Genomic DNA, 15,667 nt, shown 5'->3' with positions numbered 1-15,667 from the left:
ATGTGGAAGATAGATCTAAGCTATAGAGAAGAATTTCAAACAACCTTTGATCGTTTGTATGAAAAAAAGCAAGTTTTGCAAACCAGCAGACCCTTGCCCAATTTCGCTTTGAATAAAATCAAAGAAAGTCTTTCCATAGAATGGACTTACAATTCTAATAGTATTGAAGGAAACACACTAAGTTTAAGAGAAACTCAAATGGTCCTACAAGAAGGAATAACCATCAAAGGAAAATCATTACGAGAACATTTTGAAACACACAATCACGATAAAGCAATCGATTATTTATTTTCAATTGTAAACGATGATTATGTATTGCGCAGTATTGATATTTTATCATTGCATGGACTAGTTTTACGTTCCATTGAAGATGATTTTGCAGGTCGCTTGCGCAATGGAGGTTTACGCATTTCTGGAGCTAATTTTGTTCCACCAAATGCCAATAAAGTTTCGGATTTATTAGATGAGTTAATAGATTTTATCAACACGAATCCGCTAGGTCTTAATGATATTGAGCTCGCGGCAGTTTTTCATCATAAACTCGTTTGGATTCATCCTTTTTTTGATGGAAATGGTCGTACGGTTCGCTTAGCTATGAATTTATTATTGATGCGTTGTGGATTTCCTCCTGCTATCATTTTAAAAAATGACCGCAAGAAATACTATGAAGCACTCAACCAAGCCAATGGTGGTAATTATCAAAAATTGACCTTATTGATGTGCCAAGCTTTGGAGCGCACGCTTAATATCTACTTGAATGCACTTCCTGGTAATGATAATGAATACATTGAAATTTCGAATCTTGTACAAGAGCCAGGGATGGCTTATGGTCAAGAATATATTAGCTTATTAGCAAGACAAGGTAAAATAGATGCTTACAAAGAAGGTCGTAACTGGCTTACTACAAGGGAAGCTGTCGAAAATTATATGGCTACAAGAAAAAGAAAACGCTAACACAATTGTTAGCGTTTTTGTATTTAACTCTCAAATAAAAATTTAGTGCTCAATACAAATTCCTCATTTCAACAACAAAAGCCTCTCTCTAGCCCCGATTGAAGTGGAAATCCTTGTGGGGCAAGTGTTTTGCCACACAAGATTGAAATGAAAAGCGGGAAGATAACCTAATTGAAAACTAAATCGTACTGCTCCTAAAAAACAACAGCTTTTTTCTAAAAAATGCACTCCATTTTAACATAAACTTCTAAAGTGTTCTATGGAAAGAATAAATCAAAAGGTTAACTTTGCTTTTTTGCAAAAATTATGTTAGACAAAGACAATACCATAGAAGTTCAAGGGGCACGCGTTCACAACCTTAAAAACATAGATGTTTCGATTCCAAGAGAGAAACTAGTTGTTATAACTGGGCTTTCGGGTTCTGGGAAATCCTCATTGGCTTTTGATACTATTTATGCCGAAGGACAGCGTCGTTATGTAGAAACGTTTTCGGCTTATGCACGACAATTCTTGGGCGGTTTAGAGCGTCCGGATGTCGATAAAATTGATGGACTTTCGCCTGTAATTGCTATTGAACAAAAAACGACTAGTAAGAGTCCGCGTTCGACCGTGGGAACTATTACAGAAATATATGATTTCTTGCGTTTGCTTTATGCTCGTGGCGCCGATGCTTACAGTTACAACACGGGTGAGAAAATGGTGAGCTACAGTGATGAGCAAATTAAAGACTTAATTACCCATGATTTTACCAATAAACGCATCAATATTCTGGCTCCAGTAATTAGAGCTAGAAAAGGGCATTATGGCGAATTGTTTCAACAAATTGCCAAGCAAGGTTTTCTAAAAGTTCGTGTAAACGGAGAAGTTCGCGAAATTACAACTGGAATGAAACTGGATCGCTATAAAACACACGATATCGAAATTGTTGTGGATAGAATGCTAGTCGAAGACACGCCCGACAATCAAAAACGATTATCAGAAAGTATTAATACAGCCATGCATCATGGAGAAAATGTGTTGATGGTGCTAGACCAAAATTCTAACGAAGTTCGTTATTTTAGTAGAAATTTAATGTGTCCTACAACGGGAATATCCTATCAAAATCCAGAGCCTAATTTATTTTCGTTTAACTCTCCAAAAGGAGCCTGTGATCATTGTAATGGTCTGGGAACGGTAAATGAAATCAACGTTAAAAAGATTATCCCCAATCCTAAATTGTCGATTAAAGCAGGGGGTTTTGCGCCTTTGGGCGAATACAAATCCTCTTGGATTTTTAAGCAACTGGAAATCATAGGAGAGAAATACGATTTTAAAATTACAGATGCCATAGAAAAAATTCCAGAGGAAGCGATGGAAATGATTTTGAATGGTGGGAAAGAAAAATTCACAATAAACTCGGCTCTTTTGGGAGTTGCAAGAGATTATAAAATTGATTTTGAAGGTATTTCTCATTTCATAAAAAACCAACATGATGAGAGTGGTTCAACTACTATTAAGCGTTGGGCCAAGGAATTCATGGACGAAATAAAATGTCCCGTTTGTGAAGGATCTAGATTAAAAAAAGAAGCGTTATTCTTTAAAATAAACGAGAAAAACATAGCGGAATTATGTGATATGGATATTTCTGATTTGACTGCATGGTTCCATGATTTAAACAACCATTTATCAGATAAACAGAAAAGAATCGCTACCGAAGTTATTAAAGAAATCAAGGATCGATTGCATTTTTTGATGAATGTAGGTTTGGATTATTTGGCTTTAAACCGTAGTTCAAAATCACTTTCTGGAGGAGAGGCACAACGTATTAGATTAGCCACTCAAATAGGTTCTCAACTAGTTGGAGTTCTTTATATTCTAGACGAGCCAAGTATTGGTTTGCACCAAAGAGACAATGAAAAACTAATTCATTCCTTGGAGCAATTACGCGATCTTGGAAACTCAGTTATTGTAGTAGAACATGATAAAGACATGATTGAGCAAGCTGATTATGTGATTGATATAGGTCCGAAAGCGGGAAAATTTGGTGGAGAAATTATCAGCATTGGTACACCTGCCGAAACACTTCAATCCAATACTATTACTGCTCAGTATTTGAACGGGAAAATGAAATTAGAAATTCCCAAGAAAAGAAGAGAAGGCAACGGAAAATTCATGAAATTGACTGGCGCTACCGGAAATAATTTAAAAAATGTTACTATTGACTTGCCTTTGGGTAAAATGATTTGCGTCACTGGAGTTTCGGGCAGTGGAAAATCAACGTTAATCAACGAGACTCTCTACCCTATTTTGAATGCCTTTTATTTTAATGGTGTCAAAAAACCAAAACCATATAAGAAAATTGAAGGACTGGAACATATTGATAAAGTTATTGATATTGACCAAAGTCCTATTGGGAGAACACCGCGTTCTAACCCTGCCACCTATACCGAAGTATTTACCGAAATCAGGGCTTTGTTTACCAAAACTCCCGAAAGTATGATACGCGGTTATAAAGCAGGACGTTTTAGTTTTAATGTAAAAGGGGGACGCTGCGAAACCTGCGAAGGTTCAGGGGTTCGTACCATCGAAATGAACTTTTTGCCCGATGTGTATGTGGAGTGCGAAACCTGTCAAGGAAAGCGTTTCAATAGAGAAACATTAGAGATTCGGTTTAAAGGAAAATCCATTTCGGATGTATTAAATATGACGGTTGATGAAGCGGTTCCTTTTTTTGAAATGATTCCTAAAATTTATAGAAAAGTAAAAACCATACAAGATGTAGGTTTGGGATATATCACGCTAGGTCAACAAAGCACTACTTTATCTGGTGGTGAAGCGCAACGTATAAAACTGGCGGGAGAACTGTCTAAAAAAGATACCGGAAATACGTTTTATATTCTAGACGAACCTACCACAGGCCTGCATTTTGAAGACATTCGCGTATTGATGACTGTAATTAATAAACTGGTAGACAAAGGGAATACCATCTTAATTATTGAGCACAATATGGATGTTATAAAACTAGCCGATTACATCATCGACATCGGCCCAGAAGGTGGAAAAGGTGGTGGAACACTAGTTGCCAAGGGAACTCCTGAAGAAATCATTAAAAACAAAAAAAGTTATACGGCGCAGTTTTTAAAGAAAGAATTAGAATAATTATAATCCGTTGCAAGGCGGATTTCCTTTTTATATCCATTAACATCCCATACATGAAAAAACAAATATGCTTTTTCAACACTTCAAGCGCCAATTAATTTACTAGATAGAAAGTGGTAAAATACTATTTCAAAAAAACAAACCTTAAATTAAACCTTTTTAAAAATCTTAAGTCCAAAAGATAATTAATTTACAAAAAGGAATGCTGCTAATTCACCTAGCTAAATTGTGTTGATTTTCAGTATTTCAAAAATAGCATGCTTATTAATGACAACTCAAAGCTAATAATACATGAAAGATAACATGGACAACAGTAACCTAGGATGGTCAAGACGACAATTTATTATTAGTGCAACTGGAGCTGGAACAGCAATTGTGTTGAGTCCTTTTTCAAGTTGGGCTTCTAGCAGCAAAGAATTTGACCCAAGAATAGCCAAAATAGTAGCTAAAACTTTTGGAATTGACACTCACAGCCATATGGATGTGCCTTATAGCAAAGAAGAATTCATTGGGCAGAAATATAATTTAGCCGAGCAAATGAAAACATCAGGTTTGACAGCAGTATGTATGACTTTTCAAGTTGACCGCCCTGATTTAACAAAAGAAGGTGAAGCTTACGAAAGATTCAACACTTGCTTAGATGAAATGGATGAAATTTTAAAAAGAAACGATATCAATCGTGCTCTTAATTTAAATGATTTAAAAAAAGCTAAAAAAGAAAATAAACCTATTGTCATCCAGTCTGTAGAAGGAGGTCATTTTATAGAAGGGGAAATAGAACGTATCGCAATTGCTTATAATAGAGGAGTCAGACATTTAGGATTGCTACATGACAATCAATCTCTTATACCGTTAGGCGATATTTATACTGATACCCCTAGATTTGGAGGACTTACAGAAATGGGTAAAAAAGTAATAAGAGAATGCAATAGTCTTGGTATTCTAATTGACCTTACCCATTGCAGTAATGATACCATAAATGATGCACTACAATTATCTACAAAACCCATAATTATTTCTCATACTGGACTTGATACTCAATTAGGAAACGACCCTAAAATGTCCAAAATGATGAGGCCAAGGCTCATTAGTGAAAAACAAGCCAAAATTGTTGCAAAATCTGGAGGAGTAATTGGAGTTTGGACACATCTTGCCGAATCACCGATGGAGTATGCACAAAATATAAAAGCGATGGTAAATACTATTGGTATTGACCACGTTTGTTTAGGAACTGACACTAAAATGGTTGTCCCAGAGGGTTTCATTAAAAGACAAGGTGGCACAACTAATACTGCATGGAAAGAACAAAAAGAAGGTTTTTATTATGTTGTTGTAGATGCCTTATTGAAAACAGGTTTTAATCAAAATGATATTGAAAAAATTGGTGGTGGTAATTACTTGCGTGTTTTTGATGCCGCAACAAAAAAGTAATAAGATCATTTAAAATAGAGTATTTGAGACCTAATCCTAACCTTAATAATTCAAGCTCATAAATAACTTAAAGCATAAACCTAAACTTTACAACACTATTACAAAGCATTGAATAAGAGTGCTAATAAATCCCTTGTTACATGTATAACTTTATTAGAAATAAATCTGGGAGGTGTATCATTACTTCTTTTTAATAAAAAAACAAGCACTACTTTTCGAAGTGAAATTTATTTCACTAGTATATCCTCAAAAAAATAAAATAAAATTTTGCTCGATTATTTTATTTATTACATTTACATAACTAATTATATAACTAAATATGTATATGGATTTTTTTGAAAAAACTGGAAAAATGGCTTTAGGTAGCAGACTGCGTTTAATGACTGCCAAAGTAACGGAGGATGCCTCACAAATTTATGAATTATACGATGTAACCTTTTCTCCAAAATGGTTTCCCGTATTTTTTATTCTTTCAGAAGATGGAGAAAAGACAATTACTGAAATTGCAAATGAAATAGGACATTCACAACCATCTGTCACAAAAATAATTAAAGAAATGACTGCTGCTACACTAGTTCAAGTAAACCTAAATTCAGATGATAAACGCCGAAACGTAGTTGCATTAACTACAAAAGGAATAAAACTTTCAGAAAAAATAAGTCTTCAATATAAAGATGTTGATTTGGCTATAGAATCTATTATCAATGAAGCGACCCATAACCTTTGGGAGGCTATTGAGGAATGGGAATATATTTTAGAACAAAAATCACTATTTAAAAGAGTTCTAGAACAAAAAAAATTACGTGAAAGTAAAAATGTTAAGATTATTGAGTACAGTGCTGAATTCCAATCAGCTTTTAAGTCACTTAATGAAGAATGGATTTCAACCTACTTTGAAATGGAAGAAGCCGATTACAAAGCACTAGACAATCCAAACGAATATATAATAAATAAAGGAGGCAAAATAGTTGTTGCTCTTTACAACGATGAACCTCTTGGCGTTTGTGCTCTCATTAAAATGAATGATAACACCTATGATTTTGAACTGGCAAAAATGGCCGTTTCTCCCAAAGCACAAGGTAAAAATATTGGTTTTTTACTGGGTACGGCAGTTATTAATATGGCCAAAGAACTAGGTGCTTCAAATATATATTTGGAAAGCAACACTATTTTGAAACCAGCTATCCAATTGTACCAAAAATTGGGTTTTCAAAAAATAGTTGGACACACAACGCCTTACAAACGATGTAACATTCAAATGGAATTGATCTTGAACGATACCGTATAAAAGAATAAAACAACCCAATCGAAACTAATTTTTTCAGGAAATTATATCTTTCAGCTCAGAACCAACTAATTTATTGTAGGACAGCAGTTTTAACCCTCCTCCTATCCTTTTTACAAAAAAACCTATAAAAATAAGAAAAACAATATTGTATCATTTTTAAAAAAAGAATTACTTTAGTATCCAAGAGTACTAGCCCAGATTGCAACGGCATCCTTTTACTTGCTATTTTCAGCAAGGAAAAGATATAGTGAAAAGCTGGAAAAAGCTCCTGATAACTTTAACACTAAATATCAATAACTCTAAGTTGCTGATATTCAATTATCAATTTTACAAATATGAGACTAGAAGATTTTGACAATGATGAGGATAAGGTAATCCAAGACCATTTGAAACAAAAAACTTGGAATGAAATACGAACTAATGACAGCTGGGCGATTTTTAAAATCATGGCCGAATTTGTAAACGGTTATGAAACTATGGGGCGCATTGGACCCTGTGTTTCTATTTTTGGATCGGCGAGAACTAAGCCCGAAGACAAGTATTACTTACTTGCCGAAAGTATTGCCTTTAAAATTAGTAAAGCGGGTTATGGTGTCATTACTGGTGGTGGACCTGGAATTATGGAAGCTGGAAATAAAGGAGCGCACTTGGGCGGAGGAACATCCGTGGGGTTAAATATTGTGTTGCCATTTGAGCAACATTTTAATCCATATATTGACGGTGATAAGAATTTAAATTTTGATTATTTCTTTGTTCGAAAAGTAATGTTTGTAAAATATTCTCAAGGTTTCGTGGTAATGCCAGGAGGTTTTGGTACTATGGACGAATTATTTGAAGCAATTACGTTAATACAAACTAAGAAAATTGCTAAATTCCCTATTATACTTGTGGGAACGAGTTTCTGGTCTGGACTGATAGAATGGGTAAAAACGGTACTTATCGAAAAAGAACAAACGGTAAGTCCAGATGATTTGAATTTAATTAAAATTGTGGATACCGAAGACGAAGTGGTTGAAGTACTAGACAATTTCTATAAAAAATACAATTTAAAACCTAATTTCTAATCCTAAAGCTGTTTTTTTTAAAACAGCTTTTTTTTGTTCTTTATTACGTTTTTATCTAAATATACGTATCTTGGAATCCAATTTAATCTGGAATACATAATTGAAATCATTCGCTAAAATCGTTTTTTTTTCTTTGGCTTTATTGACATCAATAAAACAATTTGCGCAACATCATTCTCAAATGGTGGTTGAAGTTAATTCTGATGAAAAGACGTTCAATATTCAACAGGATATTACCTATTTTAATGAATCTGATGACAATTTAAAAGCAATCGTTTTAAATGATTGGAACAATGCTTATTCTAATGTTAATTCTCCATTGGCAAAACGTTTTTCGGATGAGTTTTACCGTGGATTTCATTTGGCCAAGGAAGCCGAAAGAGGAAGCACAAACAACATCACTATAATTGATGACCAAAAACTTTTTTTAACTTGGCTAAGAACAGAAGAAAACCCTGATGTACTTACTGTCAAGTTGAGAGCGCCATTAGCGCCACATCAAAAAACAACAATTCATCTTACGTATATTGTCAAGATTCCTAGTGATGCATTTACAAAATATGGTTATGGTGGACTGGGAGGCATGAACTTAAAAACATGGTACCTTACTCCTGCCCGATATGAAAACCATGAATTTGTAGTGTACAACAATGAAAATCTCGATGACATTGCCAATGCAGTATCTGATTTTGATATTGAACTAAAAGTTAATAAAGGACTGCAAGTGACTACCGATTTAAAAAGTACAGCATCGATTGAAAATCAAGATTTTTCAATTTACATGCTCACTGGAAAAAACAGACTCAATTTTGGTCTTTTTATAGAACCAAAAATTAGTTTTCATAGTTTTAAAAATAATTCTCTTGAGGTGATTACTAATTTAAAAGAGGATAAAATAAGTATCATTGAGCAATCCTTGGTTATCAACAATGTAGTTAATTATGTAAATACACTCGTTGGGGACTATCCATTTGATAAAATAATGATTACTCAGGCGGATTACGATCGAAATCCATTTTATGGTTTGAATCAGCTGCCCTCTTTTATCAGACCCTTTTCTGATGAGTTTACGTATGAAATTAAGTTTCTAAAAACCTATTTGAATGTTTACCTAAAAAATAGTTTGCGCGCAGATATCAGGAAAGACGGTTGGATTTACGATGCGATTCAGGTGTATACCATGATGAAATATATCGATGAAAATCATCCAAACAGTAAAATGCTAGGAAGTGCATCCAGTTTTAAATTGTTAAAAAGCTTCAACCTGACCAATTTAGATTTTAATGAACAATACAGCTATTTTTATATGTTAATGGCTCGAAAAAACTTAGATCAAGCACTTGGAGATCCTAAAAATACACTTGTAAAATTCAATGAACAAATTGCAAGTAAATATAGAGCTGGACTAAGTTTACGTTTTCTAGACAGTTATTTAGATCAAAACTCAGTAGACAAAAGCATCCAACAATTCTATGCTCTAAATAAGGAAAAGCAAAGTACAGAAAAAGATTTTGAAACCATCTTGAAAAGCAACACAGCCAAAAATATCAATTGGTTTTTTAACACGATTATAAAGTCTAGAGCTATTATTGATTATAAATTTTCAGCTGTCGCAAAAACCAATGATTCCATTTATTTTTCACTAAAAAACAAGACTGGAGTTATTGTCCCTGTTCCTATTTACGGCATCAAAAACGGAGAAATTGTATTCAAAAAATGGTTAGAACCCAATGATACAGATAGCATTTATAGGATAGATAGAAAAAATGCCGATAAAATTATTTTAAATTATAAAAATGAAGTACCCGAATATAATTTAAGAAATAACTGGAAATCATTAAAACCCTTTTTTCCAAATAACCGTCCTATCAAGTTTGTATTCATGAAGGATCTTGAAGATCCTTACTATAATCAAGTTTTATATGTTCCTACTTTAACTTACAATCTATATGATGGGTTTTCACCTGGATTGAGGTTGCATAATAAAACCATTTTAGAAAAGCCTTTTATCTTTGATATTAATCCCGCATATTCAACAAAAGCTCAGACTTTTTCAGGTTCTGGATCCTTTGCAGTAAATCAAAATTACAGAGAAAGTTCTCTTTACAATGTAAGATATTCCTTGTATGGAGCCTATTTTCATTATGCTCCTGATGCTGCCTATTTAAAAATAAATCCAATGGTGACCATGCGATTTAGGGAAAATGATTTTAGAGACAATAGAAAACAGTTAATTCTATTACGCCAAGTACTGGTAAACAGAGAAAAAAGTGAAATTGTTCTTGACAATTCAAATGTAAATTATTCGGTTTTTAATGCTAAATATTACGATACTAAAACCGAAATCACCAAACATTTAAGCTTCATGGGTGATTTGCAATTATCAAAGAAATTTGGAAAACTATCGACAGAATTCGAATACAGAAAACTATTTGAAAACAACCGTCAAATCAATTTACGCCTTTTTGCTGGTAGTTTTTTATACAATAATACCAATTCAGACTTTTTTAGTTTTGCTTTGGACAGACCAACAGATTATTTATTTGATTATAACTATTATGGCCGATCTGAAAATAGCGGTTTTTTTAGTCAACAATTAATTGTAGCCGAGGGTGGTTTTAAGTCAAAACTAGCAACCCCATTTGCCAATCAATGGATTACAACTTTGAATGGAAGTTACACCATTTGGAATTTTATAGAGGCTTACGGTGATGTTGGATTTCTAAAAAATAAACATCAAAATGAAACGTTTTCGTATGACAGTGGCATTCGTCTAAATTTAGTTCCTGATTATTTTGAAATGTATCTTCCTGTTTATTCTTCTAACGGCTGGGAAATAAGTCAGAAAAATTACAATGAAAAAATACGCTTCGTTATTACTTTATCACCAAAAATATTAATCAATTTATTTAATAGAAAATGGTTCTAATTAAATGATTTTAAGTGTTTATATTGAATTATATTCTGTAATATGGATTTTTCATTACATATAATTAATATTTTTTTCGGTATAAACGTTTTTATTTGTTAATAATTAAATTATATTTATTTCAATGAATTATGATAATCGCCAGTTTTTAAGTAAATTTGTCCCGCTAAGTAACCCTTTTCAATTATGATAAAAGAAAAAACTAATTCTACATTAACATTCGAAGATTTCAAAACTGAAGTATTAAACGATTACAAGATCGCTATAATAAGTAGGGAATGTAGCTTGTTAGGTCGTAGAGAAGTGTTGACTGGAAAGGCTAAATTTGGGATTTTTGGTGATGGAAAAGAAGTTCCACAACTAGCCATGGCGAAATTTTTTAAAAATGGTGACTTTCGTTCTGGATATTATCGCGATCAAACTTTTATGATGGCGATAGGTCAATTGACTGTAGAACAATTTTTTGCCGGATTATATGGCAATACTAATATTGAACAAGAACCTATGTCTGCTGGGAGACAAATGGGAGGCCATTTTGTCACTCATAGTTTGAATGAAGATGGTTCTTGGAAAAATTTAACAAAACAAAAAAATTCTAGTGCGGACATATCTCCTACAGCAGGGCAAATGCCTCGTCTATTAGGTCTTGCCCAAGCTTCCAAAATTTATAGACAAGTACCTGGAATTCCGAATAAAGAAAATTTTTCGATTGACGGAAATGAAGTTGCATGGGGAACAATCGGAAATGCTAGTACATCTGAAGGCCTATTTTTTGAAACTATAAATGCGGCTGGAGTTTTACAAGTACCAATGATTGTAAGTGTTTGGGATGATGAATATGGAATTTCAGTTCATGCCAGACATCAAACAACTAAAGAAAATATCTCGGAAATTTTAAAAGGATATCAAAGAGATAAAGACGATAAAGGTTATGAAATTTTAAGAGTAAAAGGATGGGATTATTCTGATCTTATTGCGACTTATGAAAAAGCTTCAGCTATTGCTCGTGAAAAACACATTCCGATTTTAATTCATGTTAATGAATTAACGCAACCACAAGGTCATTCTAGTTCCGGTTCTCATGAACGATATAAAGATGCGGATCGCCTAGCCTGGGAAAAGGATTATGACTGTATTCGTCAAATGAGATTATGGATGATTGCAATCAATATTGCATCGCCAGAAGAACTTGATGCTATTGACGCCAATGCCAAAAAAGAAGTTCTTGAAGGTAAAAAAGCGGCATGGACAACATTTATACAGCCTATTGTAGCGGAACAAAAAGAATTAGTTGCCTTACTAAATAAAATAGCGGAAACAAGCATACATAAAGTTGCTATCTTAAAACATTCAACAAATTTAAATACAATTAAGGATCCTTTGAAAAAGGAAATACTAATTGCTGCTCGCAAAACATTGCGTTTAATCTTTAATGAAAAAGGAAAAGACGAATTGTCCAATTGGATCACGAGCTACACCAAGAAAAATCAATATAAATTTAGCAGTCACTTATATTCAGAATCTGATTCAAATGTTTTTTCTGCCAAAGAAGTTTTGCCTAAATATTCTGAAAATATAAAAGAAGAAACGGATGGTAGAATGATTTTACGTGATAACTTTGATGCAATTTTTACAAAATATCCTGAAGTTTTAATATTTGGTGAAGACTCAGGGGCTATTGGTGATGTAAACCAAGGTTTAGAGGGAATGCAAGAGAAATATGGTGAATTACGCGTTGCCGATGTTGGTATTCGTGAAGCTACAATAATAGGACAAGGAATTGGTATGGCATTAAGAGGTTTAAGACCTATTGCCGAAATACAATATTTAGATTACTTATTGTATGCGATCCAAATCATGAGTGACGATCTAGCTACATTACAATACAGAACGGTAGGAAAACAAAAAGCACCTTTAATAATTCGTACTCGTGGACATCGATTAGAAGGCATATGGCATTCTGGTTCTCCTATGGGAATGATCATTAATGCTGTTAGAGGAATTCATGTATTAGTTCCTAGAAATATGACAAAAGCAGCTGGTTTTTATAATTCATTACTAGAATGTGATGAACCTGCATTAGTAATAGAATGCTTAAATGGATACCGCTTAAAAGAAAAAATGCCATTGAATTATGGAGAATTTAAAACTCCTATCGGAGTGGTTGAAACCATAAAAAACGGTAGTGATATCACATTAGTTTCTTATGGATCCACTTTACGATTAGTAGAACAAGCGGCCAATGAACTTTTGGAATTAGGAATTGACTGTGAAGTGATTGACATACAGTCATTATTACCTTTTGATATCAATCACGATCTTGTAAAAAGTATTGGCAAAACCAATCGCCTTTTAGTAATTGATGAAGATGTCCCTGGTGGTGCATCAGCATATATTTTACAACAAATTATTGAACAACAAGATGGTTATAATTATTTAGACAGTAAGCCACAAACATTAACTGCAAAAGCACACAGACCTTCCTATGGAACAGATGGAGATTATTTCTCAAAACCTTCTGCAGAAGATATTTTTGAAAAAGTATATGCTATGATGAACGAAGTAAATCCTTCGAAATTTCCAAGTTTATATTAAACAAAATCTAAAATCCCAATCTAGTACCGATTGGGATTTTTTTTATAAAAATAAAAATAGTATATTGTGAATCAATAAATTAGTCACAAATCTAAAAAAAATGAAAATGAAAAAAATAACACTGCTCGTAGGAATGCTTTCAATTATGGCATTTATATCTTGTAAAAAGAAAGAAGAAACACCACAACCTACCGAAACAACTGTGGAAGTAACTACTCCAGCAGCAGAACCAGAAGAAACAAATCCTGATGGAACTTCAATAAGTGTAGGAACTGATGGTGTAGACGTAAGTACAAAAGACGGCGCAAGCGAAACCAATGTTACAGTTGGTGGTGGTGATGCTAAAGTTGAAATCAAGAAATAAGATACTTAGTCTTAAATAAAAGTTATAAAGCCAACGTAAATTTTTTATGTTGGCTTTTTTTAATTTATTTTAAACCTCATAATAAAAAGCTCTTAAATGACCCTTTTAGAAAAATTACTATATCAAACGCAAGACGTAAAAGTAATTCCTGATTCTATTACTAGTAATCAATATATCCCTTTAGATTTATCTGTTTCTAATATTCAATTAGCTGAAGAATCAATTGGAAATGCTGTTGCTTTCGAAAAATACATTGAGCACTACTTATCTACAAATAACTCAAAAGTAGCTTATGGTGGATACAATGAAGAAAGAAACCTTTATAAGCGAAGTATCATATTTAAAGATGACACAACAGCAGAGCGAAATATGCATATTGGTCTGGATTTATGGATAAAAGCAGGAACTCCAATATTGGCAGCATTAGATGGAAAAGTACATAGTTTTAAAAACAATGCTGACTTGGGAGATTATGGTCCAACAATTATTTTAGAACATGAAATCGAAAATCAAGTTTTTTATACTTTATACGGTCATTTATCGTTAGAAAGTTTAGAAGATCTAAAAATTGGTGCGTTTTTCAAAAAAGGACAAGCCATAGGCACATTAGGAGACGCTAGTGTAAATGGAGACTATTCCCCGCATTTACATTTTCAAGTTATAAAAAATATTGCCAATAATCTTGGTGATTATCCTGGTGTTTGCAGTAAAAAGGATTTACCCTTTTATTTAGAAAACTGCCCAGACCCTAACCTATTACTAAAAATTAAAAGACAATAAATGAAAAAAATAATTCTAATCTTAAGTATTATTGTATTAGCCGGATGTAAATCAAAAAAAATAGACACACCTATTGTAGAAGAAGTTACTACGGTAAAATTAGCAATTAATGAAGTCTCTACTTTTCAAAAAGACAGAGCCTATAATTTGGGAAAACGCATATTAATGACTTGCAACACATCAAAATTTAAACCTTTTACTGAAAGTGAAGCAACTAGATCAGTAATAAATAATATTACATTAGAAAAGCTGTCTAAAACATGTACAAAATACAGACAATGGTATGGTGATTTTAAAGATTTACAGTTAATGGAAATATACAAAGACATAAATAAAAGCACTACCATTTTTCGTTACAAAGCATTATATACTAAAAAAGTGGCGAATAAAGAACTTCGAGTTTATATAAATGAGGAAAACAAAATTTCAGCAATAAAATCAATGGATTGGGTAGACTTATTTGAAAGAAAATAATACTTAATTAATCCCTATTTACAATAAGCAATGAATAACAAACTTCTCGTTCTATTATTATTAGTTTCATTTACAGTTTCAAGTCAAGAATTAATGTCTTTTAACGGTCATAAAGGCTACAAAGCAACTAGTCAATGGAATTTTATCTGTGAAAACTACGCCTTGACAGGGTTTGTAAATGTACAAATTGCAAAAACGGATACAAATGGAATCCTCAAATTAGCAGTTGAGACTACAAATCCCAAATTTATTATTGCAGGAACTATTTATGTTTATTTAACTGATAATACCATTATTACTTGTTTAGACAAAGGGAATTCAGAGGTTAATGGTAATACAATAATTGGGTATTATTCATTTTCAAATTCAGAAATGGAAAAACTAAAAAATACTGATATCGCATCCATACGGTTTAATATAAAAGGAGATTACAATGTATTTAGTAGTCAATTAGGGAATTTTACCGCCTATAATAAAACATCCCTTATTGAATCATCAAATAATAAAGTTAAAAGAAAATATGTCACAGCTAAAGAGTTAACTTCTTTATAAAATAATACCGTATTATCGGAAAATAAGGGTCAAGTATGTTTCAGGTATAGCAATTGCTACTGAAACATACTTGACCCTTATCTTATTTAATTTCTAGT

11 protein-coding genes are annotated in these 15,667 nt (G+C 32.9%); all 11 read left to right on the top strand.

Features of this window, described 5'->3' with window-relative positions; translation table 11 throughout:
* Entirely contained in the window at positions 1–954 is a 954-nt protein-coding gene (locus AB3G39_RS08940) for a Fic family protein (protein WP_369764859.1), read from the top strand.
* 306 nt (positions 955–1,260) lie between these two features.
* The gene (uvrA, locus tag AB3G39_RS08935) at positions 1,261–4,092 is read left to right on the top strand and encodes an excinuclease ABC subunit UvrA (protein WP_369764858.1); all 2,832 of its coding nucleotides are present in this window, start codon (positions 1,261–1,263) and stop codon (positions 4,090–4,092) included.
* Between the two features lie 291 nt (positions 4,093–4,383).
* Positions 4,384–5,523, top strand: a complete 1,140-nt coding sequence (locus AB3G39_RS08930; protein ID WP_369764857.1) for a dipeptidase — start codon at positions 4,384–4,386, stop codon at positions 5,521–5,523.
* A gap of 325 nt (positions 5,524–5,848) precedes the next feature.
* On the top strand, positions 5,849–6,811 hold the full coding sequence (locus AB3G39_RS08925; RefSeq protein WP_369769288.1) for a GNAT family N-acetyltransferase: 963 nt from the start codon (positions 5,849–5,851) through the stop codon (positions 6,809–6,811).
* Between the two features lie 335 nt (positions 6,812–7,146).
* Positions 7,147–7,875, top strand: coding sequence for a TIGR00730 family Rossman fold protein (locus AB3G39_RS08920; RefSeq protein WP_367753596.1), 729 nt, complete (start codon positions 7,147–7,149; stop codon positions 7,873–7,875).
* A gap of 181 nt (positions 7,876–8,056) precedes the next feature.
* A complete protein-coding gene (locus AB3G39_RS08915) occupies positions 8,057–10,804 on the top strand; it encodes an aminopeptidase (protein WP_369769815.1) in 2,748 nt (915 codons plus the stop codon).
* A 186-nt stretch (positions 10,805–10,990) separates the two neighbouring features.
* The gene (locus tag AB3G39_RS08910) at positions 10,991–13,399 is read left to right on the top strand and encodes a thiamine pyrophosphate-dependent enzyme (protein WP_369769286.1); all 2,409 of its coding nucleotides are present in this window, start codon (positions 10,991–10,993) and stop codon (positions 13,397–13,399) included.
* Positions 13,400–13,505: 106 nt separating this feature from the next.
* Entirely contained in the window at positions 13,506–13,763 is a 258-nt protein-coding gene (locus AB3G39_RS08905; protein WP_367770512.1) for a hypothetical protein, read from the top strand.
* Positions 13,764–13,859: 96 nt separating this feature from the next.
* The gene (locus AB3G39_RS08900; RefSeq protein ID WP_369764853.1) at positions 13,860–14,543 is read left to right on the top strand and encodes a peptidoglycan DD-metalloendopeptidase family protein; all 684 of its coding nucleotides are present in this window, start codon (positions 13,860–13,862) and stop codon (positions 14,541–14,543) included.
* On the top strand, positions 14,544–15,017 hold the full coding sequence (locus AB3G39_RS08895; protein WP_369769285.1) for a hypothetical protein: 474 nt from the start codon (positions 14,544–14,546) through the stop codon (positions 15,015–15,017).
* Positions 15,018–15,047: 30 nt separating this feature from the next.
* Positions 15,048–15,569: a hypothetical protein gene (locus AB3G39_RS08890; protein ID WP_369754019.1), complete on the top strand. Its 522-nt coding sequence runs from the start codon at positions 15,048–15,050 to the stop codon at positions 15,567–15,569.
* Positions 15,570–15,667 lie beyond the last annotated feature (98 nt).

It is taken from the genome of Flavobacterium sp. WC2416, from assembly GCF_041200095.1.
Taxonomy (GTDB): Bacteria; Bacteroidota; Bacteroidia; order Flavobacteriales; family Flavobacteriaceae; genus Flavobacterium.
Note: the sequence above shows the minus strand (reverse complement) of the source record. Positions and strands in the feature narration are given on the sequence as shown.